Origin of the sequence: Citrobacter sp. RHBSTW-00986, assembly GCF_013783065.1 — a bacterium.
Taxonomy (GTDB): Bacteria; Pseudomonadota; Gammaproteobacteria; order Enterobacterales; family Enterobacteriaceae; genus Citrobacter; species Citrobacter braakii.
Window position 1 is genome coordinate 157,005 of the sequence record NZ_CP056200.1, and the last position, 23,991, is coordinate 180,995.

Sequence of the window (23,991 nt, forward strand, 5' to 3'; positions counted from 1 at the left end):
GCTACCTGTAGGCCCGGTAAGCGAAGCGCCACCGGGCATTGTTTTAAGCTGTACGTTTATGTGGATTCAGCGTCTTTAGCGGCGCGGCGCCGGCATCGCATTTCGCTGGCAGCAGCAGGGCCATCAGCGCGGCCAGAGCCAGTGAAATTGCCAGGCAGTAAACGCCCGCATCTTTGCTGTACAGGGTGATGAGTACGCCGACCGCGTAAGGACCGCAAAAGCCACCGAGGTTGCCGAGAGCGTTGATGACCCCACGTGCGCCACCGGCCATTTCCGCGCTGAACAAACGCGCCGGAATAGTCCAGAACACGCCCGCAGCCGATTGCAGGAAGAATCCGCAGCCGACCAGCGCGGCATAAGCCAGCCAGACGTTATTTTTCAGCGCCACAGAGAGGAACATGCACAGGGCAAAGCCAATCAGCGGCAGGCAGACGAACAGCTTGCGTTTACCGGTGCGGTCAGAGAGAGAAGAGAACAGGAACATCCCGGCAATTGCGCCGACGTAAGGCAGAATGGCGAGCATGCCGACCTGCCCCATGCTGCTGTGAGTCAACTCTTTGAGAATGGTCGGCAGCCACAGGGTGTAACCGTAAATCCCGGTCTGATAGAAGAAGTTCAGCGCGATTAGCTGCCACATGGTTTTATCGGAAAGTACTGCGCCCAGAGAGGCATTTTTGACTTCGGTTCCGGCAATGGCTTTTTGCTCGGCGGCCAGCATTTCCACCAGGTAATTTTTCTCGGCGTCAGAGATCCAGCGCGCTTCCTGCGGACGGTCGTAAACGGTATAGGCCCACAGCACCAGGACGACGACAGACAGTAAACCTTCAATGATAAACAGCCAGCGCCAGTCGAGCACGGTGATGATCCAACCCGAGAGCGGGGCGGTAATGATCCCGGCAATCGGCACAAACATAATCACAATCGCATTGGCGCGACCGCGTTCGGCATCGGGGAACCAATTACTGATCATCGTCAGCACGACCGGCAGCATGCCGCCTTCGGCAACGCCGAGTAAGAAGCGCAAAACCAGCAGTTGATACTGATTCGTGATCAACCCCGTCAAAACGGAAATGACCGCCCAGGCAACCAACGACCAGCCGATAAATTTCTTGCCGCTGCCGTGTACGGCAATTTTTCCGCCGGGAACCTGTAAAAACAGATAGCCGATAAAGAAAATACCACCGGCCAGACCGGCCATGGTGGCGGAAATACCTAATTCCTCATCCATTCCGCCGGGCATCGCGAATGCGATATTGACGCGGTCCATATAAGAAATAATACAGGCGATGAGAATAGGTGGAATAATCCGTAGCCAGCGCTGACGGGGTATGTCTTGAAGTGTAGGGCGAGAGGTCATGTTCATATTAATATTCTCGTAGAGTAGTATTTTATTTTTATAGTTTTGCTTTATTTAATGCGGCGATACCGTCGCGCAATATCGCTACACGATGGTTCACATCTGCACTGGCATTTATTTCCAGCAATTTAATGCCAGAAAATTGCAATGGGTCTGCTCCTGCGCAGGCGAATAATTCGCGGGCATGGTCGGTGGCCATCAGACCTTCTGGACAGAAAGGGGCAAACGGTGCGTGTAAGTCCTGCCACTCGCCGTATTCCCCCGCAAGCGTGGTACCGGAAAACATCAGTGCGCCCAGTTTTCCAGCCCGTTGGGCCTGCTGCGTGTGGGTCAGCGGTAGGGTGAGGTTCCGTCCTTCAATGGCCGAGCGCGCCCAGTTAATGCACACGCTGATGTCATACCCGGCAATGACCTCCAGCACGTTGTCCAACGGCAGAAAACCTTTGCGCGGCGCAATACCGGTCATGGCATCACAATGTTCCAGCACCAGATCGCAGGACCAGTCCCAATTGGCTATCTCTTTAAGCGAACGGGCGAATGCGTCGGTGGCCTGCGCAACATCTGGATTGCTGGCACAGGGTGCGGCATGCAGCTCCAGCGCGATTACTTTTCCGCCGTTGGCTGCATTGATATGGTTGATTTTCTGCTGCAGATGGCGGTAATACGCCACGCAGGCTTTACGTTGTTCTTCGTCGCTGGAAGCCAGCCCAAAAGCGCTGTTTGCGCCACGACGGCGCATGGTTTCCATTATAGCTGTGACCACGATTTGCCAGTCGCCCGGTGTATGACGTAATAACCATTCGTCGCCTAACGGGTGAAGATGTTCAAGGCAGGGCTGCTCCAAACCGCGAATATCCGGGGTATCGGCGAGTTGTCGCCAGAAATCCTTCTCTTCCTCTTCACTCTTTTGGTGAAATGAGGGTGCACAGGGGTACGCACCGATAATATAACCGGCATTATTAACGCTCATGTTGTGCTCCTTTTTATAAAACTGAAATAGCGACCTTCACAACTATTTTACGGATCGGCGTGGTGACAGTTTTATGACATGCAGGGCGGTGAACATCCTGCGGGAAAAATATGGCATAACTTCCCGGAATCATTTCAATGAAAGATTCATGTTCGCTGGCGTGATAAAAAATAATATCGCGCTGTTCTAATAACGATTCACTGATTTGGTTATTCCCGGTATCAATGGCGATCCCGATTTTCTCTTCACCCCAGGCCAGAAACTGAATATCCAGATAGCGGCGATGCACCTCAGGACGATTTTCGGCAACGTCACGGGTGGTTAAATCGATAATTTGCGCGAAGATATTTTTACCGTCGATCTCCACCACGCCCGGCTCCAGTTTTTGAAAATCTGTGGTGCGCAGAAAGTCGAGCGCCCTTTCAATCGCAGCGGGCAAACGGCATGGGTTAGGTTGAGCAATATGTCCGAAGATCATGGTGTTGCTCCTTACAGGGCCTGAATTTTTGCCCAGACGCTGTCGTCAACGGTGATACCGTTCCGGCGATTTTCTTCCAGTAGCTTTGTAAACTCGTGGCCCGGCAGACGGACAGGCGTGTTTTCATCTGCGCGTTCGGCGGTGGTGATGAAATCCATAATCCGCTGTAGCTTGGCATCGCGGGTGGCGCCGTCGATCAGCTTATCCACTTCAATGGCGATAAAAATCTGTGAAACGCCATATTCATCGCTGTTATCCTGGGTGACTTCCGCAACGGAGGAGCCATCAGAAAGCAGGGTGGCAATCATATCCAGCACAATCGACAGACCTGAACCTTTCCAGTAGCCCATTGGCAAAATGCGGCGGTTTTTTTCGATAACACCCGGCTCTTTGGTGAGATTGCCTTCATCATCAAAGCCACCATCTACCGGCAGTTGGCGACCGGCCAGGCGATTCACTTCCAGCATGCCGTAGGAGAACATCGACATCGACATATCAACCATGGTGATTGGTGATGAGGGGATCGCGACGATCAGCGGGTTAGTTCCAATGCGGCACTCTTTCGAACCCCACGGTGGCATGACGGCAATCGAGTTAGTCCAGCAGATACCGATGTAACCTTTCTCCGCCGCCTGCCAGCCATAGCTACCGCCGCGCATCCAGTGGTTGGCGTTACGCAGTGCGACCAGGCCAATACCGTGATCGGAGGCCAGCTCAATGGCTCTGTCCATCATCTTTTTCGCCGTCAGGTTGCCGATCGAACGCTGGGCATCCCATTGTTCAATCGCCCCCAGGCTGGTAATGCGTTGCGGTTTGGCCTCAGGAATGATGTCGCCGTTATCCAATTGCTGAATAAAACGAGGAAAACGATTCACACCGTGCGAATAAACGCCGGACTCGGTGGTGCGCGCAAACATTTCGGCACAGGCATCGGCGGTTTCAACGGCAATACCGCGTGCCAGCAGTACCCGCTTGAACGCATCTTTCAACTGCTCAAAAGTGACTTTCATTCCTGTTTCCTTGTTTAAATTTGATCGCTTTTTTATCTCTAAATTTCACTATGCGAAATCTGATTTCAAATATAGCGATCAAATTTTGACAGATCAACGGGGTGGTCTATTTTTTAAAATCATCAAAATCAAATGGTTGTGTTTTTTCGGTTCAGATCGTGAACTGAAACACACTTTGCGCTACCATCAGAGCGCGACGAAAAGGGGAGCGGAAGCGATGGGCACAAAAGAGAGTGAAATGACGCAAGACAAAGAGAGGCCAGCCGGAAGTCAGAGCCTGTTCCGTGGTTTAATGTTGATTGAGATTCTGAGTAACTATCCGAATGGGTGCCCACTGGCCCATCTGTCTGAGCTGGCCGGGCTGAACAAAAGTACTGTGCATCGACTCCTGCAAGGGCTGCAGTCCTGCGGATATGTCACGCCTGCACCTGCTGCGGGTAGCTATAGGTTAACCACTAAATTTATCGCCGTGGGTCAGAAGGCACTATCTTCACTGAATATCATCCATGTTGCCGCACCGCACCTCGAAGCGTTGAATATTGCCACGGGTGAAACAATCAACTTCTCAAGCCGTGAAGATGACCACGCGATTCTGATTTATAAGCTGGAACCGACGACGGGCATGCTGCGTACCCGCGCTTATATCGGTCAACATATGCCGCTGTATTGCTCCGCGATGGGTAAAATTTACATGGCGTTTGGACATGCGGATTATGTGGAATCTTATTGGGAGAGCCATCAGGATCTTATTCAACCGCTGACCCGCAATACCATTACCGGTTTGCCGGCGATGTACGACGAATTGGCGCAGATCCGCGAAAGCAGTATGGCGATGGATCGGGAAGAGAACGAACTGGGCGTTTCCTGTATTGCCGTACCGGTGTTTGATATTCATGGTCGGGTGCCGTACGCGGTGTCAATTTCACTCTCTACTTCGCGACTTAAGCAGATAGGGGAAAAAAATCTACTCAAGCCGCTACGGGAAACCGCGCAGGCGATTTCCAATGAGCTGGGCTTTACCGTTCGCGATTAGGCGGATCGCCATAGTTGTTCAGGCACCTGACAATATTTAACCGTTTCCCCTGTCCGATCAAAGCGACAGGGGCCGTCTCTCTGGCACTCTGTGGTTTTCACGCAGACGGAGGGAGCAATGAACGAGTTTATTATGGCGGATGCGGCAAAATGTATTGGGTGTCGTACCTGTGAAGTTGCCTGCGTCGTCGCGCACCAGCAAAACCAGGACTGCGCGTCGGTCTCTCCTACTGCGTTTACCCCGCGCATCCGCGTGATCAAAGACGACGCCTTTACGACGGCAGTCGCCTGCCATCAATGCGAGGACGCTCCCTGTGCAAATGTCTGCCCGACGCACGCAATTCGTCGTGAACATGGGCATATCTTCGTTGAACAGACGCGTTGTATTGGTTGTAAAAGTTGTATGCTGGCCTGCCCGTTTGGGGCAATGAATGTCGTCGCCCGCTCGTCACGGGTGCAGGCGATAAAATGCGATTTATGCTGGCACCGTGATGCGGGGCCCGCGTGTGTCGAAGCCTGCCCGACCAGCGCGTTGCAGTGTATTGATGCCGTCAGTATTCAGCGCCAGCGCCTGTGTTCACAGCCGCTGTGAAGTGAGCCCGACCCGCTCTGGGGTCGGGTTTGCGTTAGCCTTCCAGCCAGGCGCGTTCGATCTCTTCAGCCAGAATCTTCACTCCAGCTTCGATTTTCTCCGGTTCTGGCACGTAGTTCATCCGCATGCACTGGTGCGTATGCGGCCAGGGTTTATCCAGACCCGGGAAGAAGTAGTCACCGGGAACCATCAGCACGCCGCGCGCTTTCAGACGCTGATACAACAGTTCGGTAGTGATAGGCAAATCTTTGAACCATAACCACAGGAAAATCGCGCCCTCCGGTTTATGAATAATGCAGCGATCTTCAGATAAATAGCGGCGAATGATCGCAATCGTCTCCTGAACGCGCTGATAATAAAACGGCTTAATAACCGTCTCGGACAGGCGCAGAAGGTCGTTGCGCTTAATCATTTCGCACATGATTGCCGGACCCATTCCGCCAGGCGCGAGACTGATAATGCCGTTCATGTTGGTGATGGCGGTGATGATTTTTTCATTCGCGATAATGATGCCGCAGCGGGAGCCTGGCAGACCCAGCTTGGAAAGGCTCATGCACAGCACAATGTTGGGGTTCCACAGCGGGCGCGCTTCGCTAAAGATGATGCCGGGGAACGGTACGCCATAGGCGTTATCAATCACCAGCGGGATCCCATTCTGGTTGGCCAGCCGGTCCAGCTTCATCAGCTCTTCATCGGTGATCACGTTGCCTGTCGGGTTTGTCGGACGTGACACGCAGATCATGCCCGTCTCTTCACCGATGTGCAGGTGTTCAAAATCAACGTGATACTTAAACTGACCTTCTGGTAACAGTTCGATGTTTGGACGCGCGGAGACAAAAAGATCCTCTTCCAGCCCGGAATCGGCATAGCCAATGTACTCCGGGGCTAATGGGAACAACACTTTTTGCGTTGTTCCGTCGGCGCGGCGTCCGGCGAACAGATTGAATAAGTAGAAAAATGCACTCTGACTGCCATTTGTCAGTGCAATATTTTGTGGCTCGATATCCCAACCCTGCTTCTCACGTAGCAGTTTCGCCAGCTCAGTCAGCAGCTCGGTTTTACCTTGTGGACCATCGTAATTGCAAAGCGCATCAGTGGCTTTGCCGTTTTCCAGCATATCTGCCAGCAGAGATTGAAAGTAATTTTGCATCTCTGGAATTTGCGCCGGATTGCCGCCACCGAGCATGATGGCGCCTGGAGTGCGTAAACCGTCGTTAAGGTCCTCCATCAGGCGTGTGATGCCTGAATGGCGGGTAAATTTGTCGCCAAAAAGTGAGAATGTCATAGCAGGTGGTCTGTCGAACTGAGTAGTAAAGTGGCTAACCATAGCGCTACCCATGGCAGGGTGCAAATCAGGGGTATCAGGCCGGATTGAGATTTTGTGCTACTGATTTTTATTTGGCTGGTTTTTAATGTTGAGTAAGGCTTCCCGCTGCGTGGACAGCGAGAAGCCTGCCGGGATCAGGGCTGACCGGCCCACACCACCATCACCTTATCGTCGCCATGCTCACGAATAAATCCGTATCCCTGCGTCAGCGGCAGCGTGATTTGTTTACCGGCGCCAATGGCGGGATGTCTGGCCCTGAACTGACTGATTCGCTGCCAGTGGGCGACGCTGGCGGCAGATTTCCCGGTCACATCCTGCCAGTTCATTTCTGAGCGCGTACCCTGTAATGGGTCTGAGCCGGTTGGGCCAAAGGGGCGGGCCGACTCGTCGCCATAAAAGAGTTGAACCGCGCCAGGTGCCAGCAGCAATAGCTCGGCGGCTTTGTCTCCACCTTCGCGGAACAGACGTGTATCGTGCGAGGAGAGATAGCTCAGGACGTTGAAGTCCTGCAATTTATCCGCCATCTGCTGCCAGGTGGGGTCCATATTTGCCAGACAATCAACGGCCTTTGCCGCCTGCTCCTGGTAGTCGAAATTGATCATCGCATCGAAGCCGTGACGGTAATAGTCGCTTTGCATCACACCGTGACCCCAGGCCTCGCCAGTCATCCAGAAGGGATTATCATCCAGCGCTTTTTCCGGATTGGCTTTCTTCCATTCGAGCAGCGCCGCGCTGGCTTGTGTTTTTAGCTGCTGCCAGGCGGGAAGCTCGACGTGTTTAGCGGTGTCGACCCGAAAGCCGTCAATCCCATAATCACGCACCCACTGACTGAGCCAGTGCGTCAGATAATCCCGGGGTGTGTAGCCGGCGATGGCTTTGGCGTGCGTATCCGGCTTGTGCTGATAAAAGTTTGGCAGCCCGGAAGGCGTGGTGGATTCGGTTTTCAGATCGGGCAGGAAAGCCAGCGACATCGTCAGGTCGTCAAAGCCAGGATTGTCGTAATCGCCAATATCGGTGCGGATCCAGTTTTTTCCCCACCATTTTTCCCAGCCAGCTTTATCGCTAAAGTTGATGTAATCATTGAAACTGTGCCAGCTTTGCCCGGCGGATGGCTGCCAGTCCGTCCAGCGTTCCCCGAGCGTTTTTTTCAGCTCATCGCCCGATAGGTACAGTGCCCCAAACTGATACTCCTGCATATCCGCCAGCGTGGCGTAGCCGGTATGGTTCATCACCACATCAAACAAGACACGGATGCCGCGCTGGTGTGCGCCATCAACCAGCGCACGCAGGTCCGCTTCGTTTCCCATATTGGCGTCAAGCGTGGTCCAGTCCTGGGTGTAGTAGCCGTGGTAAGCGTAGTGGGGGAAGTCCCCTTTGGCGCCACCGCCGACCCAGCCGTGGATTTGCTCAAACGGCGCGCTGATCCACAGGGCGTTGACGCCTAACTGTTGCAGGTAGTCGAGTTTGCTGGCGAGCCCGCGCAAATCGCCACCGTGGAACGTGCCAATTTCCTGCATGCCGTCGTTGCGACGCCCATAGCTGTGGTCGTTACTCGGATCGCCATTCACAAAGCGGTCCGTCAGGACGAAATACACCGTGGCGTTATGCCAGTCGAAAGCTGCGGGGGCATCGGTTTCCGCCCGTTCCAGTAGCAACAGCCCGTTACTGGTTGCGGCGGGCTGTAGGGTAATCGACCCGTTTTTTACCGTTGCCGTTTGCTGGCTGTAGAAATCACGCACCACGGCACCTTCCGGGAAGGTCTGGCTCACGTCCAGCGTTAATGGTGGACCGTCCCATTTCGGGCATTGGCGAATCTGGGTGGTGACGGTGTCCTTAGCACTTTTTACCAACAGCATCAGCGTTGGCGTACCGGAGCGGGTATCGATTTCCAGCGTGTAATCGCCGTCTTTGAATAAACGCCACTGTGGCGGCGTGCCTTCACAAGGTTTTAGCGACAGCATCTGGTTGAGTTTTATCGCATCAGCAGGCTGCCAGCACTGTTGGTCAAAATTCAGGGTTAAAGGACGGGTACCCTTCGTCAACGCTGCATGGCTGACGAATTTACCCGTACCTTCCGCTTCGAAGGTGGGAAGTCCTTGAGACGTCCATGATGAGGCGATGGCAATGCTGGGCATTAGCGCCAGCGCAACGGCGGCAAGTTTCATAGTGCTGTCCTTGATGCTGCGATTTTCGCCAGTTTGCCAGTGAAATCAGGCCGGAAACTCCTCCTTTGAGTTGATTCCGCCAGGAGGAGAAGTGAGGGTGAGCGATCGCGCGCAAAAAATGAACTTATTTTGCGATAACCTCCACATTTTCTTCGAATTAATGGCACCCAGAACTGTTAATACGTGACATAGTTTCAGAATTGGACTATTCCTGTGGGTGATCTTGACGGCTATTTTTGATATGATTTGGGATTCATCTCTCATTTTTGTGAAAAATATAAGGTGTTGGAATGTATAAATCCGACCAGGAGACCTAATGATATTGACTCCCATTCGACGATATGGGGCAATGATTCTTATGTTACTCACCGTTGCATTTTCGGGTGAGGTGCTGGCAAAGACACACACGGCGACAACGAGTCACAAGCCCCAGATAACCAAGGCAAGTAATAAACAGGTTAGCAGTAAACAAGAGTATTCTCGCAATAGTGCAAAGAGTAGTTCACTTCCTGATTTGCGAAAATACCCTTCCGGAACACCAAGGAAAAAAGCGTTTCTCCGGACGGTTATGCCTTATATTACCAGTCAAAATGCTGCCATTACGGCGGACCGTAACTGGCTGATTTCAAAACAGTACCAGAACCGCTGGTCACCGACTGAGCGTACGCGTATGAAAGACATCGCGAAGCGCTACAAGGTGAACTGGTCTGGTAACACGCGTAAAATTCCGTGGAATACGCTGCTTGAGCGTGTAGACATTATCCCGACCAGTATGGTGGCAACCATGGCTGCGGCAGAAAGCGGCTGGGGTACGTCGAAGCTGGCGCGTAGCAACAACAACCTGTTTGGCATGAAATGCGGCAAGGGTCGTTGTAACAATGCACCGGGTAAGGTCAAAGGCTACTCACAATTTGAATCAGTGAAAGAGTCGGTGAATGCTTACGTCATTAATTTGAATACGCATCCGGCCTACTCTTCCTTCCGTAAGTCACGTGCGCAGTTGCGTAAAGCCGATCAGGAAGTTACCGCCACCGCGATGATCCATAAGCTGAAGGGTTATTCCACTAAGGGACAGAGTTATAACAACTATCTGTTCGCAATGTATCAGGACAACCAGCGTTTAATCGCCGCGCATATGTAGTTTCGAATGCCGGATGGCAACTTCGCCATCCGGCTATCATCCTATAGCAACACTTCACTGTTCACATCGCGATACTCTTTTGGCGTCGTGTCGTACTCTTTCTTGAATACCGAATAGAAATACTGCAGAGACGGATAGCCGCACATCTGTGAAATTTCGTTGATTGAAAGCGTGGTAGAAATCAACAGGCTGCGCGCCTTTTCCAGCTTTTCGGCATGAATCACGGCGTGAATGGTCTCTCCGACCTCTTCTTTAAAGCGTTTCTCCAGATTCGAACGTGAAATCCCTACTGAGTCCAACACTTGATCAACCTTGATACCTTTGCAGGCATGGTTGCGAATGTAATGCATCGCCTGAATAACGGCAGGATCGGTAAGTGAACGATAATCTGTAGACTGACGCGCAACAACGCGTACAGGAGGAACCAGAATGCGCTGTAAGGGTATCTCTTCGTGAGCCAGCAGGCGGTGGAGTAGTTTGGCTGCCTGATATCCCATCTGTCTTGCCCCCTGAGCGACGGAGGACAAGGCGACTCGTGACAGGTAACGGGTCAGCTCTTCGTTATCGATACCAATGACGCACAGTTTTTCCGGTACCGGAATATGCAGATGTTCACAGGCCTGCAGAACGTGCCGCGCACGTGCGTCGGTGACGGCGATAATCCCGGTTTGTGGAGGTAAGGTTTGCAGCCAGTCCGCCAGCCTATTTTGCGCGTGCTGCCAGTTCTCCGGCGCGGTTTCCAGCCCCTGATAGACGACGCCGCGGTACTTCTCTTTGGCAACCAACTGGCAAAACGCATATTCACGTTCTGCGGCCCAGCGTTTACCGCTTGAAGCCGGAAGACCATAAAATGCAAACCGGTTAATCCCTTTCTCTTTCAGATGCAGGAAGGCGCTTTCTACCAGCGCGTGGTTGTCGGTGGCAATGTAATGTACTGGTGGATAATCTTGCTGCAGATGGTAGGAACCCCCAACGCCAATGATCGGAACATCCACATCGACAAGTAATTGCGCAATATCATCATCGTCATAATCGGCAATAACGCCGTCGCCTAACCACTCTTTAATGTTATCAATGCGAGCACGAAAATCTTCTTCTATGAAGATATCCCACTCCGATTGCGACGCTTGCAGATACTCGCCAACCCCTTCAACCACCTGACGGTCGTAGGCTTTATTGGCATTAAATAACAACGTAATACGATGACGTTTATAAAACATGGTTCTTTTCCTGCTGAATCATGTAGATAAGACAATGCCGGTTGCATTAACCGGCATTGAGATACACCCACTTCTTAAATTCAGGAACGACGTTTGGTTGCTGAGTCCATCCATACCGCCAACAACAATATCGCCCCTTTCACTATGTATTGCCAGAAGGTGGGGACGTCCATCATACTCATTCCATTATCGAGAGAAGCCATAATGAATGCGCCCATGACGGCGCCGGCAACACTCCCGACCCCTCCCGCCAGGCTGGTTCCCCCGATGACACATGCGGCAATGGCATCCAGTTCTGCAATGTTCCCTGCGGAAGGGGAACCTGCGCCAAGCCGGGAGCTAAGAATGAGCCCGGCAATGGCGACCATCAAACCATTAATAGCGAAGACGGCAAGTTTGGTGCGTTCAACGTTGATACCTGAAAGGCGGGCGGCTTCCAGGTTCCCGCCAATGGCGTAAATTCTCCGACCGAATGCAGTGCGCGTGGCCATAAACATCCCACCGAGCAGCAGCAGCGTCAGCAGCAGGACGGGCGTTGGAACACCACGATAATCGTTTAATAGCCAGATTGCCCCTAAGACGACAATGGCTGTGAATGCCTGGTGACCCACAGCCGACGTTGATGCGGGAGTGGCAAGGCCTAACGCCTGGCGACGCATACGGCCTCGCCATTGCCAGCCAACAAACGCCATTAAGCCGAGAGCACCGATGACAAAGCCTGTGCCATCAGACAAGTAGCTCTGACCAATCTGAGACATTGCTGCGCTGGTGGGGGATACGGTGGTGCCGTTGGTGATGCCAATCAGAATACCGCGGAAAGCCAGCATTCCCGCAAGGGTGACGATAAACGACGGAACCTTGCGGTAAGCAACCCACCATCCATTCCATGCCCCGAGGAGCAATCCCAGAGTCAGGGTTACGATCACCGTCAGCGGTAAAGGCCAGCCTAGCCAAACATCACAGATCGCCGCTACGCCGCCCAACAATCCCATCATGGAACCGACAGAGAGATCGATTTCAGCGGAAATGATCACAAACACCATACCCACGGCAAGAATACCGGTAATCGCAGTCTGTCGAAGCAGGTTCGAGACATTACGTGCGCTCAGGTATGCGCCATCAGTGGTCCACGTGAAAAACAGCATAATCACGATAATCGCCGCAATCATGACGAAGACTTGCAAGTTAAGCGATTTTATTGCTGGGAAACCACCTGTGATAGAGGGAGAAAGTTTCGCTTCAGACGGATTGTTTTTCGACATGATGTTCGCTCCTTAATGCGGCTTCCATCACCTGCTCCTGAGTCAGGTTATGATTTACCAGGTTAGCTTTCAGTTTTCCTTCATGCATCACGAGGATGCGATCGCTTAGTCCGAGCACTTCAGGTAATTCAGAGGAGATGACAATCACGGCAATGCCTTCCTGGACGAGCTGGTTGATGAGTTTGTAGATTTCATATTTGGCGCCGATATCAATACCCCTGGTGGGTTCATCAAGAATGAGAATCCGGGGATTTAACAGGAGGCAACGCGCGAGAATCGCTTTTTGCTGATTCCCTCCGCTCAGACGCCCGATCGCAAGGTCGGGGGACGATGTTTTTACTTTGAGCTGTTGAAGCGATTCCAGAATGCATTTTTGTTCAGCGGCATCATCAAGATGGCTCATGCCCCCGGTAAATTTATCGAGTGCAGCCAGCGTGATATTTTTCCCCACAGCCATCACCGGAACAATGCCATCTTTTTTTCTGTCTTCAGGCACCATGGCGATGCCATGAGCAATAGCTTGCTGGCAGTTATGGATATGCACCTGAGTGCCTTCAATAAAAATCTTTCCCTCCCAACGACCAGACCAGACGCCAAACAGACACTGTACGGCTTCGGTACGTCCTGCACCGACGAGTCCGGCAATACCGAGAATTTCGCCCTGCTTGAGTGAGAAAGAAATGTCGTTGACGCGTTTTATATGGCGATTGACGGGATGCCAGGCTGTCAGATTCTCAACCCGTAAAATCTCTTCTCCCGTGGTATGAGGCTCGCTGGGGTAAAGTGCGGTGAGCTCACGACCAACCATCATGGTGATAATATCGTCTTCAGTCATGTTGGTCGCATCGCGTGTGCCGATGTGTTTACCGTCGCGAATAACGCAAATGGTATTCGAGATGGCCTTAACTTCATTCAATTTGTGTGAAATATAAATGCAGGCGATATCATGCTGTTGTAGGTCACGTATAATATTCAGCAGTATTGCAGTTTCCTGCTCGGTGAGGGAGGCCGTTGGTTCATCCAGAATAAGTAAGCGGACCTGCTTATTCAGCGCTTTTGCAATTTCTACCAGCTGTTGTTGCCCTAATCCTAAATCGCCCACGCGCGTATCTGGCGAAATAGACAAACTGACCTGATCGAGTAATTTTTGACAGCGTAACGTCATCATCTCGTAATCAAGAACGCCGTTACGGGTCATTTCGTTACCGAGGAAAATATTTTCCAGTATTGTTAACTCTTTCACCAGGGCTAATTCCTGGTGGATGATCGCAATACCCTTACGTTCGGTATCACGAATATGGCTGGCACGGATGGCTTCGCCAGCAAAAATGATCTCGCCTTCGTAGGTTCCATGCTGGTAAATTCCGCACAGAACTTTCATTAGCGTCGATTTACCCGAACCATTTTCACCGCATAATGAAATGATTTCGCCAGCATTGATCCTAAGGCTAACGTTATCAACCGCCTTCACTACGCCGAATGTCTTGGTAATGTTTTTCATTTCAAGAAGATATGGCATAACTGCTCCACATAAGCCAATAAGAGAACCCTGCGTGGACATTCACGTATATCCGTGGCGAATTTGACACCACGTTTTATTGCCCTCTGATTTGCAGAGGGCACATGGCTTACAGATCGCTTTTCTTGTGGAATCCGTCTTTAATGACGGTCTCGTTAATATTGTCTTTGTTAACATCAATAGGTGTGAGTAGTCGGGAAGGGACATCTTTCAGGCCATTATTCAGCGAAGTATCTGCTTTAGGCTGTTGATCATTTCCCAGTTCGACGGCGATTTCCGCAGCGGTATTTGCGAGCAATGTAATAGGTTTATAAACCGTCATGGTTTGAGTCCCGGCGACAATGCGCTTGATGCCTGCAAGGTCTGCATCTTGTCCGGAAATAGCGACTTTTCCTGATAATCCTTGCGCACTCAGCGCCTGAATCGCACCGCCAGCTGTGGCGTCATTTGAGGCAACTACTGCGTCAATTTTGTTATTGTTGGCGGTTAGCGCATTTTCCATAATCTTCAACGCATTCTCCGGTAACCAGCCGTCAACCCATTGATCGCCCACTACCTTAATTTTTCCGCTGTCGATATAAGGTTTTAATACTTTCATTTGTCCAGCGCGGAACAGCTTCGCGTTGTTATCAACGGGTGAGCCACCCATCAGGAAATAATTCCCTTCGGGAACAATATTGACTAATGATTGAGCCTGTAATTCACCTACTTTTTCATTATCGAAAGAGATATAAAAATCGATGTCAGCATCATTGATCATGCGATCGTAAGCCAGCAACTTGATCCCTTCTTGTTTTGCTTCTTTGATAACATTGCTTAATACCTGGCCGTTGTAAGGGATTATCACAAGGACATCCACGCCCCGGTTTATCATGTTTTCAATCTGCGACATTTGGGTTTCTTCATTACCATTCGCCGATTGTACAAATACTTTCGCACCAAGCGATTCAGCTTTGTTGACGAAAATATCGCGATCTTTCTGCCAGCGTTCCAGGCGGAGATCATCAATCGCCATACCGATTTTTACTTCTTTGGCATGACCTGCGACACTGGTGAGTAAAAGGGATGTGCAAACAGCAAGTAAAATGTTCTTCATCTTCATAATCGTGATGCCTTTTGTAGGGGAGAAATAGCAGTAAAAGTAACAATCACAGCATAAGACGTAGCAGAGTTTTAACAGGTAACGGCGGGAAGGCAATTATAGATTTTTATCTTCCAATTACGTTTTTGGGTTTATTTCTTGATTTATGACCGGGATCGTATTTTAAATGATTCGTTACCTGGGTTGCATTTAAGTTTGATAAGTAACAATTTTTAAATTGGTCAGATTTTATTTTGAGAAGTAGCGCACACTTGTGAATTATCTCAATGGCAGTATGAAATAACATAATTGAGCAATAGGTGGGGAGTGCCCAATATTACGACATTATCCATCAACCGCCGCATTACCTGATTATGGAGTTCATTATGCCAGCCTATTTTGACCAGCTTGAGCGCGTTCGTTATGAAGGCACCAAATCAACTAATCCATTAGCATTTCGCCACTACAACTCTGATGAGTTAGTGTTAGGCAAGCGTATGGAAGATCACCTGCGGTTTGCTGCCTGCTACTGGCACACTTTCTGCTGGAATGGTGCAGATATGTTTGGTGTTGGTGCATTTAATCGCCCGTGGCAGCAGCCCGGTGAAGCGCTGGAATTAGCGAAGCGCAAGGCGGACGTGGCGTTCGAGTTTTTCCACAAACTGAACGTGCCCTACTACTGCTTCCATGACGTGGATGTCTCGCCGGAAGGTGCGTCGCTGAAAGAGTACAAAAACAATTTTGCGCAGATGGTTGATGTACTGGCGGCAAAACAGGAGCAGAGCGGCGTGAAGCTGCTGTGGGGAACGGCAAACTGCTTCACCAACCCACGTTACGGCGCGGGCGCGGCCACGAACCCGGATCCGGAAGTGTTCAGCTGGGCCGCCACGCAGGTGGTTACGGCTATGGATGCCACGCATAAATTAGGCGGTGAAAACTACGTTCTGTGGGGCGGTCGTGAAGGCTATGAAACGCTGCTGAATACCGATCTGCGTCAGGAACGTGAGCAAATTGGTCGCTTCATGCAACTGGTCGTGGAACACAAACACAAAACCGGTTTCCAGGGCACTTTGCTTATCGAGCCGAAGCCGCAGGAACCGACCAAGCACCAGTACGATTACGATGCGGCGACCGTATACGGATTCCTCAAGCAGTTCGGTCTGGAAAAAGAGATCAAACTGAATATCGAAGCCAACCACGCCACGCTGGCGGGTCACTCGTTCCATCACGAAATCGCCACCGCTATCGCGCTGGGTCTGTTTGGCTCTGTCGATGCCAACCGTGGGGACGCGCAACTGGGCTGGGATACTGACCAGTTCCCGAACAGCGTAGAAGAGAATGCGTTGGTGATGTACGAAATCCTGAAAGCCGGCGGCTTCACCACCGGTGGCCTGAACTTCGATGCCAAGGTTCGTCGTCAGAGTACCGATAAATACGATCTGTTCTATGGTCATATTGGTGCGATGGATACCATGGCGCTGTCGCTGAAAATTGCGGCGCGTATGATTGAAGACGGTGGTCTGGATCAGCGCGTGGCTAAACGTTATGCCGGTTGGAATGGTGAGCTGGGCCAGCAAATTCTGAAAGGGCAGATGACGCTGACGGAAATTGCGCAGTACGCTGAACAACACAACCTGGCGCCAGTGCACCAGAGCGGTCATCAGGAATTGCTGGAAAATCTGGTGAACCATTATTTGTTCGACAAATAACGGGTCTCTGAGCATGTCCGTAAGCCCGGCCAGCTCGCGCGACCGGGCCTTTCTTTAAGGAACGATGCCCTATGTATATCGGGATAGATCTTGGCACATCAGGCGTAAAGGCCATTCTGCTCAATGAGCAGGGCGATGTGGTCGCTTCGCAAACAGAGAAACTCACCGTTTCGCGCCCGCACCCGTTATGGTCAGAACAAGACCCAGAGCAGTGGTGGCTGGCAACGGATCGCGCTGTGAAAGCTCTGGGTCGGCAGCATTCACTTCGCGAGGTGAAAGCGTTGGGAATTGCCGGACAGATGCACGGCGCGACGCTACTGGATGAACAACAGAAGGTATTGCGCCCTGCTATCCTGTGGAACGATGGTCGCTGCGCCGAAGAGTGCGTCATGTTGGAGAGCCTGGTTCCGCAGTCTCGTGCCATCACCGGCAACCTGATGATGCCTGGCTTTACCGCGCCAAAGCTGCTGTGGGTACAGCGCCACGAACCGGAGATTTTTAGCCGGGTTGATAAAGTCCTGCTGCCGAAAGATTATCTGCGCCTGCGTATGACCGGCGATTTCGCCAGCGATATGTCTGATGCGGCTGGTACCCTGTGGCTGGATGTTGCGAAGCGTGACTGGAGTGATGTCATGCTGGAAGCCTGTAAGCTGACTCGTGCGCATATGCCTGCGCTCTATGAAGGCAGTGAGATTACCGGAACATTGTTGCCAGCAGTCGCCAGGGCCTGGGGAATGCAGGAGGTTGCGGTGGTCGCCGGAGGCGGGGATAACGCAGCGGGGGCGGTTGGCGTGGGCATGATGAATGCCGGTCAGGCGATGCTATCACTGGGTACTTCCGGGGTCTATTTTGCGGTCAGCGACGGCTTTCTCAGCAAACCGGAAAGCGCGGTCCATAGCTTTTGCCATGCATTGCCTGAACGATGGCACCTGATGTCCGTGATGTTAAGTGCGGCATCCTGCCTGGACTGGGCGGCAAAATTAACCGGACTGGCGAGCGTTCCTGCGTTGATTGCCGCAGCGCAACAGGCGGATGAACACGCTGAGCCGGTCTGGTTTTTACCCTATCTGTCCGGTGAACGTACGCCGCACAACAACCCGCAGGCAAAGGGCGTATTTTTCGGTCTGACGCATCAGCATGGTCCGGCGGAGCTGGCACAGGCGGTGCTGGAAGGCGTTGGTTTTGCATTGGCTGAGGGTATGGACGTGGTACACGCCTGCGGCGTGCAGCCCTCCAGTATTACGCTGATTGGCGGCGGGGCGCGCAGCGAATACTGGCGTCAGATGCTGTCTGACATCAGCGGATTGCAGTTGGATTACCGTACCGGCGGCGATGTTGGTCCTGCTCTCGGTGCGGCGCGTCTGGCGCAAATTGCCATTAATCCGCAGCAGCCATTATCAGACCTTCTACCTCAGCTTACGCTGGAGCAGGCGCATTATCCTGATGCCGAGCGCCATGCCCTTTACCAACAGCGTCGGGAAACCTTCCGCCGAATCTATCAGCAATTACACCCGCTGATGTCCTGACCCTAAATCCCCTCTGGTAAACAGCGGGGATTTATCAAATATATATTTCAATCTAATTAATAATTAGCGCGCATGAATTTATTCTGAAAGTCCGGCGTAGTGACCTTTTCTGTGTTGTCTTTAGCGGGTTATTCATATTGTATCCATGATGGATAAGGAGGTCCCAATGAAGACGACAAGGCTGTTGCCATGGATATTATTCTTCTCTGGCGCATTGATTTACGTTATTGGCTTATGGCGGGCATGCCCGTTATTGAGTAGCAAAGGCTATTTTTTCGCCGTGCTGATGACGGGAATGTTTGTGACGTACGTTTATCAGCGTGCAGATAATCTCAATCAGAACGATGAACACTTCGCCTCTGTATGTCAGATGGTGGCGCTCATCACGGTAGGGGTGCTGTTGGTGGGCGTATTGAATGTCCCATTATCACCCCTCGAAAAGGGGCTGTTCCCGCTGGCATTCATCGTATGTTTACTGGGGCAAGTTTTACTCATGCGTTCAGCAGAATATTTATCTAAAGGACCGGAACTCTAAATGGAAAACAGGACATCAACTTATTCACCGGCATTTAGTATTGTGTCATAGGTCGCGCTTCTCGGCGGCATTGTGGTTTATCTGCTGGGGTTGTGGAATGCCGATATGCAGTTGAACGAAAAGGGGTATTACTTTGCTGTTTTGGTGCTTGGTTTGTTTTCTGCTGCGTCGTATCAAAAGACGGTACGGGATAAATATGAGGGGATCCCGACTACGCCGATTTACTACATAACCTGTCTTGCCGCGTTTATTATTGCGGTTGCATTGTTGGTTATCGGTTTGTGGAATGCCACGCTGCTGCTAAACGAGAAAGGGTTTTACGGCCTGGCCTTCTTTTTAAGCCTGTTTGGTACCGTTGCGGTGCAGAAAAATATCCGTGATAGTGGCTTTGAGCATCCAAAAGAAACGCTGGCAGTCGCAGACGATTTTACGGAGTGATCGTATGCCCTCGATGGTTACCGATCGAGGGCTTTTATTGTTAGCTCACCAGTCTGCGCGTATCGATGCGCTGCAACAATACAGACAACAGTAAACTTCCCGCCAGCGTGGCGCTAAAAATCCACAGCATATCCAGCGGCGGCCAGTTTTTGAGTTCTACACCGTTGGTGCGTAGCGCGTGAATGATCAGCGCATGAAAGCCATAAATACCCAGGGAGTGGCGGGAAATAAGGCCCAGTACCGGCAGAGTGCGCGTACTGAGCGTATTTTTGACCAGCGTCAGGAGGGAGGCAGCACAAATAAACACCGCCGGGCCGTAATAGAGATACCAGGTATCGGCAAAATTGCCTCGCCAACGCAGTTCATGCAACGTGCCTCGAGAAATAATAAACACTGCGGTGATAAACAACGCCGCACAGAGCCAGGTAAGTGCGCGTTTGTGCGTATCCATCATACCAATCGCTCGGCCTAGCATACCGTACACGATGTAGTAGAACGTGTCGCCACTGATGTACAGGTTGATGGGAAGCCACTCAAAACCGCCAATTTTTTGTGAGACGGTATTGGGATTGGCAATCACCCCAATCACCACCATAAGCGCCAGCAGCATCTTGCCGCTGATATTTTTTACCTGTATCAGCGGGGAAACCAGGTAGATTACGGCGATCGCGAAGAAAAACCACAGGTGATAGAACACCGGCTTTTGCAGCAGGTTTTTCAGCGACAGCTCAGCGTTGATCGAGGTAAACAGCAGGATGTAGGCCAGCGCCACGCTGCTGTAAAACAGGATGCAGAGCGCAATGCGCATGAAATGGCGCGGTTTGGCGCTGCGCTCGCCAAAAAACAGATAGCCCGAAATCATAAAGAACAACGGGACGCTGACGCGAGAAGCTGAATTGAGCACATTGGCCAGATCCCAATTCAATGGGCTGACGCTTTGCGCATTGGTGATGTACCAGGTCGTGGTGTGGATCATCACAACCATGAGACAGGCTATCCCGCGCAGGTTATCAATCCAGAATATTTTGGGCTGCATCAGTTCCTCTGTATCCATTAAAAAAAGTCTGACCGAAAATTTGCGAGCGTAGCTCACTGGAAAAATCCGAGTTCTTACGCTAAAGCTTGAGATGGTCTGATGAGATTCTCAAAATAGCATCCGTTTCCAGACACTTAATAATAAGACTGACCAGCAAACCAGGCGGTAATAAAATGATGATGAAGTATTTCTTTTCCGCGATCGTTACCCTTTTACTGGTTGCGTGCGCCGACACCCAGCCGCCTGCACCCGCGCAGAAGGCGCAAAAGATCAAAGTCAGTGCAACACGTTCGCTGGATATGGAGTCACTGTGTAAAAATGAGGCGGCACAAATCTACAACACTGGTGTGCAGAAAATTGATATCTCCGGTCTGGAACAATTTCAGGGCAGCTATGAGATGCGTGGTTCTACCTTCCGTAAAGAGAGTTTTGTCTGCTCTTTTGATGCAGACGGGCAGTTTTTACACCTTTCCATGCGCTAAGTTCCCCCTTTTTCCCGTTTCGTACTGTATATCTTGCAGCCAGCGGGTATACTGACCGCTTCCTTTAAATCCACACGTATCCAGCACGAAATAATATGCAAAAGTTTGATACCAGGACCTTCCAGGGCTTGATCCTGACCTTACAGGATTACTGGGCTCGCCAGGGCTGCACCATCGTTCAACCATTGGACATGGAAGTCGGCGCGGGGACATCTCACCCAATGACCTGCCTGCGGGCGCTGGGGCCGGAACCGATGGCGACTGCTTATGTGCAGCCTTCTCGTCGTCCGACCGACGGCCGCTATGGCGAAAACCCGAACCGCTTACAGCACTACTATCAGTTCCAGGTAGTGATTAAGCCGTCTCCGGACAACATTCAGGAGCTGTACCTGGGTTCTCTGAAAGAGCTGGGTATGGACCCGACCATTCACGATATCCGTTTCGTAGAAGATAACTGGGAAAACCCAACGCTGGGTGCCTGGGGTCTGGGTTGGGAAGTGTGGCTGAACGGTATGGAAGTCACGCAGTTCACCTACTTCCAGCAAGTTGGTGGTCTGGAATGTAAACCAGTGACCGGGGAAATTACCTACGGTCTGGAACGTCTGGCCATGTACATTCAGGGCGTAGACAGCGTTTACGACCTGGTCTGGAGCGACGGCCCGCTGGGTAAAACCACTTACGGCGACGTGTTCCATCAGAACGAAGTGGAGCAATCCACCTACAACTTCGAATACGCCGACGTGGACTTCCTGTTCACCTGCTTCGAGCAGTACGAGAAAGAAGCGCAGCAGTTGCTGGCGCTGGAAAATCCGCTGCCGCTGCCTGCGTATGAACGTATTCTGAAAGCCGCCCATAGCTTCAACCTGCTGGATGCGCGTAAAGCCATCTCCGTCACCGAGCGTCAGCGCTATATCCTGCGTATTCGCACCCTGACCAAAGCAGTGGCAGAAGCTTACTACGCTTCCCGTGAAGCCCTTGGCTTCCCGATGTGCAACAAAGACAAATAAGAGGCGGCCATGTCTGAGAAAACTTTTCTGGTGGAAATCGGCACTGAAGAGCTGCCACCAAAAGCACTGCGCAGCCTGGCTGAGTCCTTTGCTGCGAACTTTACCGCGGAGCTGGATAATGCTGGCATCGCGCACGGCAACGTGGAGTGGTTCGCCGCGCCGCGTCGTCTGGCGTTGAAAGTCGCTGCCCTGGCTGAAGCACAACCCGACCGTGAAGTAGAAAAACGCGGCCCGGCTATCGCCCAGGCGTTTGACGCCGAAGGTAAACCGAGCAAAGCGGCCGAAGGTTGGGCGCGTGGCTGTGGCATCACGGTTGATCAGGCTGAGCGTCTGACCACCGACAAAGGCGAGTGGCTGCTGTATCGCGCGCATGTGAAAGGCGAAAGCGCTGAAGCGTTGCTGCCGAACATGATCGCCACCTCACTGGCGAAGCTGCCGATCCCGAAACTGATGCGCTGGGGCGCGTCTGACGTTCACTTCGTGCGTCCGGTTCACACCGTGACGTTGCTGTTGGGCGATAAAGTTATTCCGGCAACTATTCTGGGTATTCAGTCCGATCGCGTGATCCGCGGGCATCGCTTTATGGGTGAGCCGGAGTTCACCATCGATAATGCCGATCAGTACCCTGAAATTCTGCGTGAGCGCGGCAAAGTGATTGCGGATTACGCTGAGCGTAAAGCCAAAATCAAAGCCGATGCCGAAGACGCGGCGCGTAAAATTGGCGGCAACGCCGATCTGAGTGAAAGCCTGCTGGAAGAAGTCACCTCGCTGGTGGAATGGCCGGTCGTGCTGACCGCGAAGTTCGAAGAAAAATTCCTCGCTGTTCCGTCCGAAGCGCTGGTACACACCATGAAAGGTGACCAGAAGTACTTCCCGGTATACGCGAACGACGGCAAACTGCTGCCGAATTTTATCTTCGTTGCCAACATCGAATCCAAAGACCCGCAGCAAATCATCTCTGGTAACGAGAAGGTGGTTCGTCCGCGTCTGGCGGATGCCGAATTCTTCTTCAATACTGACCGTAAAAAACGTCTGGAAGACCATCTGCCACGTCTGCAAACCGTGCTGTTCCAACAGCAACTGGGTACGCTGCGCGACAAAACTGACCGTATCCAGGCGCTGGCGGGCTGGATTGCTGGTCAGATTGGCGCTGACGTTAACCACGCAACGCGTGCTGGCCTGCTGTCCAAGTGTGACCTGATGACCAACATGGTCTTCGAGTTCACTGATACTCAGGGCGTGATGGGCATGCACTACGCGCGTCACGATGGTGAAGCGGAAGATGTCGCTGTGGCGCTGAACGAGCAGTATCAGCCGCGTTTTGCCGGTGATGACCTGCCGTCTAACCCGGTTGCCTGTGCCGTGGCGATTGCCGATAAGATGGACACCCTGGCGGGTATCTTCGGTATCGGTCAGCATCCAAAAGGCGACAAAGACCCGTTTGCGCTGCGTCGTGCCGCGCTGGGCGTACTGCGTATCATCGTTGAGAAGAACCTGAATCTGGATCTACAAACGTTGACCGAAGAAGCGGTTCGTCTGTATGGCGACAAGCTGACTAACGCCAACGTGGTGGATGATGTGATCGACTTTATGCTCGGTCGCTTCCGCGCCTGGTATCAGGATGAAGGTTACACCGTCGATACCATTCAGGCAGTACTGGCGCGTCGTCCGACTCGTCCGGCTGATTTCGACGCACGTATGAAGGCGGTTTCGCACTTCCGTACGCTGGAAGCCGCGTCCGCGCTGGCTGCAGCGAACAAGCGTGTATCGAACATCCTGGCGAAGTCTGAAGAGACGCTGAATGACCGTGTAAATTCGGCAACGCTGAAAGAGCCGGAAGAAATTGCGCTGGCGCTGCAGGTTGTGGTGCTGCGCGATAAGCTGGAGCCTGTCTTTGCAGCTGGTCGTTACCAGGAAGCGCTGGTTGAGTTGGCGGAACTGCGTGAACCGGTTGATGCGTTCTTCGAGAAAGTGATGGTCAACGTGGAAGATAAAGATCTGCGTATTAACCGACTGTCTATGCTCGCAAAACTGCGCGAACTGTTCCTGCGCGTAGCGGATATTTCTCTGCTGCAGTAACGCTCCTGAGCTGACTTAGAAAAGC

General features: G+C 52.0%; 20 protein-coding genes and 1 pseudogene. 10 read left to right on the forward strand and 11 right to left on the reverse strand.

The genetic code is table 11. From position 1 onward, the window contains the following. Positions 1-43 precede the first annotated feature (43 nt). The 4 genes from HV345_RS00765 to yiaK are packed head-to-tail and all read right to left on the reverse strand — an operon-like array spanning position 44 to position 3,815. Positions 44-1,363, reverse strand: coding sequence for an MFS transporter (locus HV345_RS00765; RefSeq protein ID WP_181636153.1), 1,320 nt, complete (start codon positions 1,361-1,363; stop codon positions 44-46). Between the two features lie 31 nt (positions 1,364-1,394). After that, positions 1,395-2,327 carry a DUF4862 family protein gene (locus HV345_RS00770; protein ID WP_047415844.1) on the reverse strand — a complete coding sequence of 311 codons (933 nt, stop codon included), beginning with the start codon at positions 2,325-2,327 and terminating at the stop codon, positions 1,395-1,397. Between the two features lie 13 nt (positions 2,328-2,340). Further along, positions 2,341-2,805, reverse strand: coding sequence for a YhcH/YjgK/YiaL family protein (locus HV345_RS00775; RefSeq protein WP_016154936.1), 465 nt, complete (start codon positions 2,803-2,805; stop codon positions 2,341-2,343). Between the two features lie 11 nt (positions 2,806-2,816). Continuing rightward, the gene (gene yiaK / locus HV345_RS00780; RefSeq protein WP_016154935.1) at positions 2,817-3,815 is read right to left on the reverse strand and encodes a 3-dehydro-L-gulonate 2-dehydrogenase; all 999 of its coding nucleotides are present in this window, start codon (positions 3,813-3,815) and stop codon (positions 2,817-2,819) included. Positions 3,816-4,032: 217 nt separating this feature from the next. On the opposite strand from yiaK, the gene yiaJ reads away from it, so the two are divergent. Together yiaJ and HV345_RS00790 are read left to right on the forward strand one after the other, a co-directional pair. Then, on the forward strand, positions 4,033-4,848 hold the full coding sequence (yiaJ, locus tag HV345_RS00785) for an IclR family transcriptional regulator YiaJ (protein ID WP_016154934.1): 816 nt from the start codon (positions 4,033-4,035) through the stop codon (positions 4,846-4,848). 117 nt (positions 4,849-4,965) lie between these two features. Further along, a complete protein-coding gene (locus HV345_RS00790; RefSeq protein WP_141895702.1) occupies positions 4,966-5,439 on the forward strand; it encodes a 4Fe-4S dicluster domain-containing protein in 474 nt (157 codons plus the stop codon). A 34-nt stretch (positions 5,440-5,473) separates the two neighbouring features. On the opposite strand, the gene avtA is transcribed toward HV345_RS00790, so the two are convergent. Further along, entirely contained in the window at positions 5,474-6,724 is a 1,251-nt protein-coding gene (avtA, locus tag HV345_RS00795) for a valine--pyruvate transaminase (protein ID WP_353622554.1), read from the reverse strand. Positions 6,725-6,900: 176 nt separating this feature from the next. Beyond that, positions 6,901-8,931 carry an alpha-amylase gene (malS, locus tag HV345_RS00800; protein ID WP_181636155.1) on the reverse strand — a complete coding sequence of 677 codons (2,031 nt, stop codon included), beginning with the start codon at positions 8,929-8,931 and terminating at the stop codon, positions 6,901-6,903. A 316-nt stretch (positions 8,932-9,247) separates the two neighbouring features. Between malS and HV345_RS00805 the strand changes: the two genes are divergently transcribed. After that, a complete protein-coding gene (locus tag HV345_RS00805) occupies positions 9,248-10,072 on the forward strand; it encodes a protein bax (protein WP_016154930.1) in 825 nt (274 codons plus the stop codon). Between the two features lie 41 nt (positions 10,073-10,113). Here the strand turns inward: HV345_RS00805 and xylR are convergent, their stop codons facing one another. The 4 genes from xylR to xylF form a co-directional block, all read right to left on the reverse strand. Continuing rightward, entirely contained in the window at positions 10,114-11,292 is a 1,179-nt protein-coding gene (xylR, locus tag HV345_RS00810; protein ID WP_016154929.1) for a D-xylose utilization transcriptional activator XylR, read from the reverse strand. Between the two features lie 80 nt (positions 11,293-11,372). Further along, positions 11,373-12,554: a xylose ABC transporter permease XylH gene (gene xylH / locus HV345_RS00815; RefSeq protein ID WP_181636156.1), complete on the reverse strand. Its 1,182-nt coding sequence runs from the start codon at positions 12,552-12,554 to the stop codon at positions 11,373-11,375. Then, on the reverse strand, positions 12,532-14,073 hold the full coding sequence (locus HV345_RS00820) for a xylose ABC transporter ATP-binding protein (protein ID WP_181636157.1): 1,542 nt from the start codon (positions 14,071-14,073) through the stop codon (positions 12,532-12,534). The genes xylH and HV345_RS00820 overlap by 23 nt, the downstream gene beginning before the upstream one ends. 109 nt (positions 14,074-14,182) lie before the next feature. After that, the gene (gene xylF, locus HV345_RS00825; protein WP_181636158.1) at positions 14,183-15,175 is read right to left on the reverse strand and encodes a D-xylose ABC transporter substrate-binding protein; all 993 of its coding nucleotides are present in this window, start codon (positions 15,173-15,175) and stop codon (positions 14,183-14,185) included. Positions 15,176-15,540: 365 nt separating this feature from the next. On the opposite strand from xylF, the gene xylA reads away from it, so the two are divergent. The 4 genes and pseudogenes from xylA to yiaA all read left to right on the forward strand — a co-directional run bounded on the left by xylA (position 15,541) and on the right by yiaA (position 19,362). Further along, the gene (gene xylA, locus HV345_RS00830; protein ID WP_016154925.1) at positions 15,541-16,863 is read left to right on the forward strand and encodes a xylose isomerase; all 1,323 of its coding nucleotides are present in this window, start codon (positions 15,541-15,543) and stop codon (positions 16,861-16,863) included. Between the two features lie 71 nt (positions 16,864-16,934). Beyond that, a complete protein-coding gene (gene xylB / locus HV345_RS00835) occupies positions 16,935-18,389 on the forward strand; it encodes a xylulokinase (protein ID WP_016157731.1) in 1,455 nt (484 codons plus the stop codon). A 166-nt stretch (positions 18,390-18,555) separates the two neighbouring features. Beyond that, entirely contained in the window at positions 18,556-18,924 is a 369-nt protein-coding gene (yiaB, locus tag HV345_RS00840; protein WP_046275784.1) for an inner membrane protein YiaB, read from the forward strand. Continuing rightward, positions 18,925-19,362, forward strand: a pseudogene (gene yiaA, locus HV345_RS00845) (inner membrane protein YiaA). A 40-nt stretch (positions 19,363-19,402) separates the two neighbouring features. Here the strand turns inward: yiaA and HV345_RS00850 are convergent. Next, on the reverse strand, positions 19,403-20,398 hold the full coding sequence (locus tag HV345_RS00850; protein WP_181636159.1) for an acyltransferase: 996 nt from the start codon (positions 20,396-20,398) through the stop codon (positions 19,403-19,405). A 173-nt stretch (positions 20,399-20,571) separates the two neighbouring features. Here HV345_RS00850 and HV345_RS00855 point away from each other — a divergent pair, with 173 nt between their 5' ends. From HV345_RS00855 to glyS, 3 genes are all read left to right on the forward strand, one after another. Then, on the forward strand, positions 20,572-20,880 hold the full coding sequence (locus HV345_RS00855; protein ID WP_016154920.1) for a YsaB family lipoprotein: 309 nt from the start codon (positions 20,572-20,574) through the stop codon (positions 20,878-20,880). Positions 20,881-20,975: 95 nt separating this feature from the next. After that, entirely contained in the window at positions 20,976-21,887 is a 912-nt protein-coding gene (gene glyQ, locus HV345_RS00860) for a glycine--tRNA ligase subunit alpha (RefSeq protein ID WP_001168551.1), read from the forward strand. Between the two features lie 9 nt (positions 21,888-21,896). Then, the gene (gene glyS, locus HV345_RS00865; RefSeq protein WP_016157728.1) at positions 21,897-23,966 is read left to right on the forward strand and encodes a glycine--tRNA ligase subunit beta; all 2,070 of its coding nucleotides are present in this window, start codon (positions 21,897-21,899) and stop codon (positions 23,964-23,966) included. Positions 23,967-23,991 lie beyond the last annotated feature (25 nt).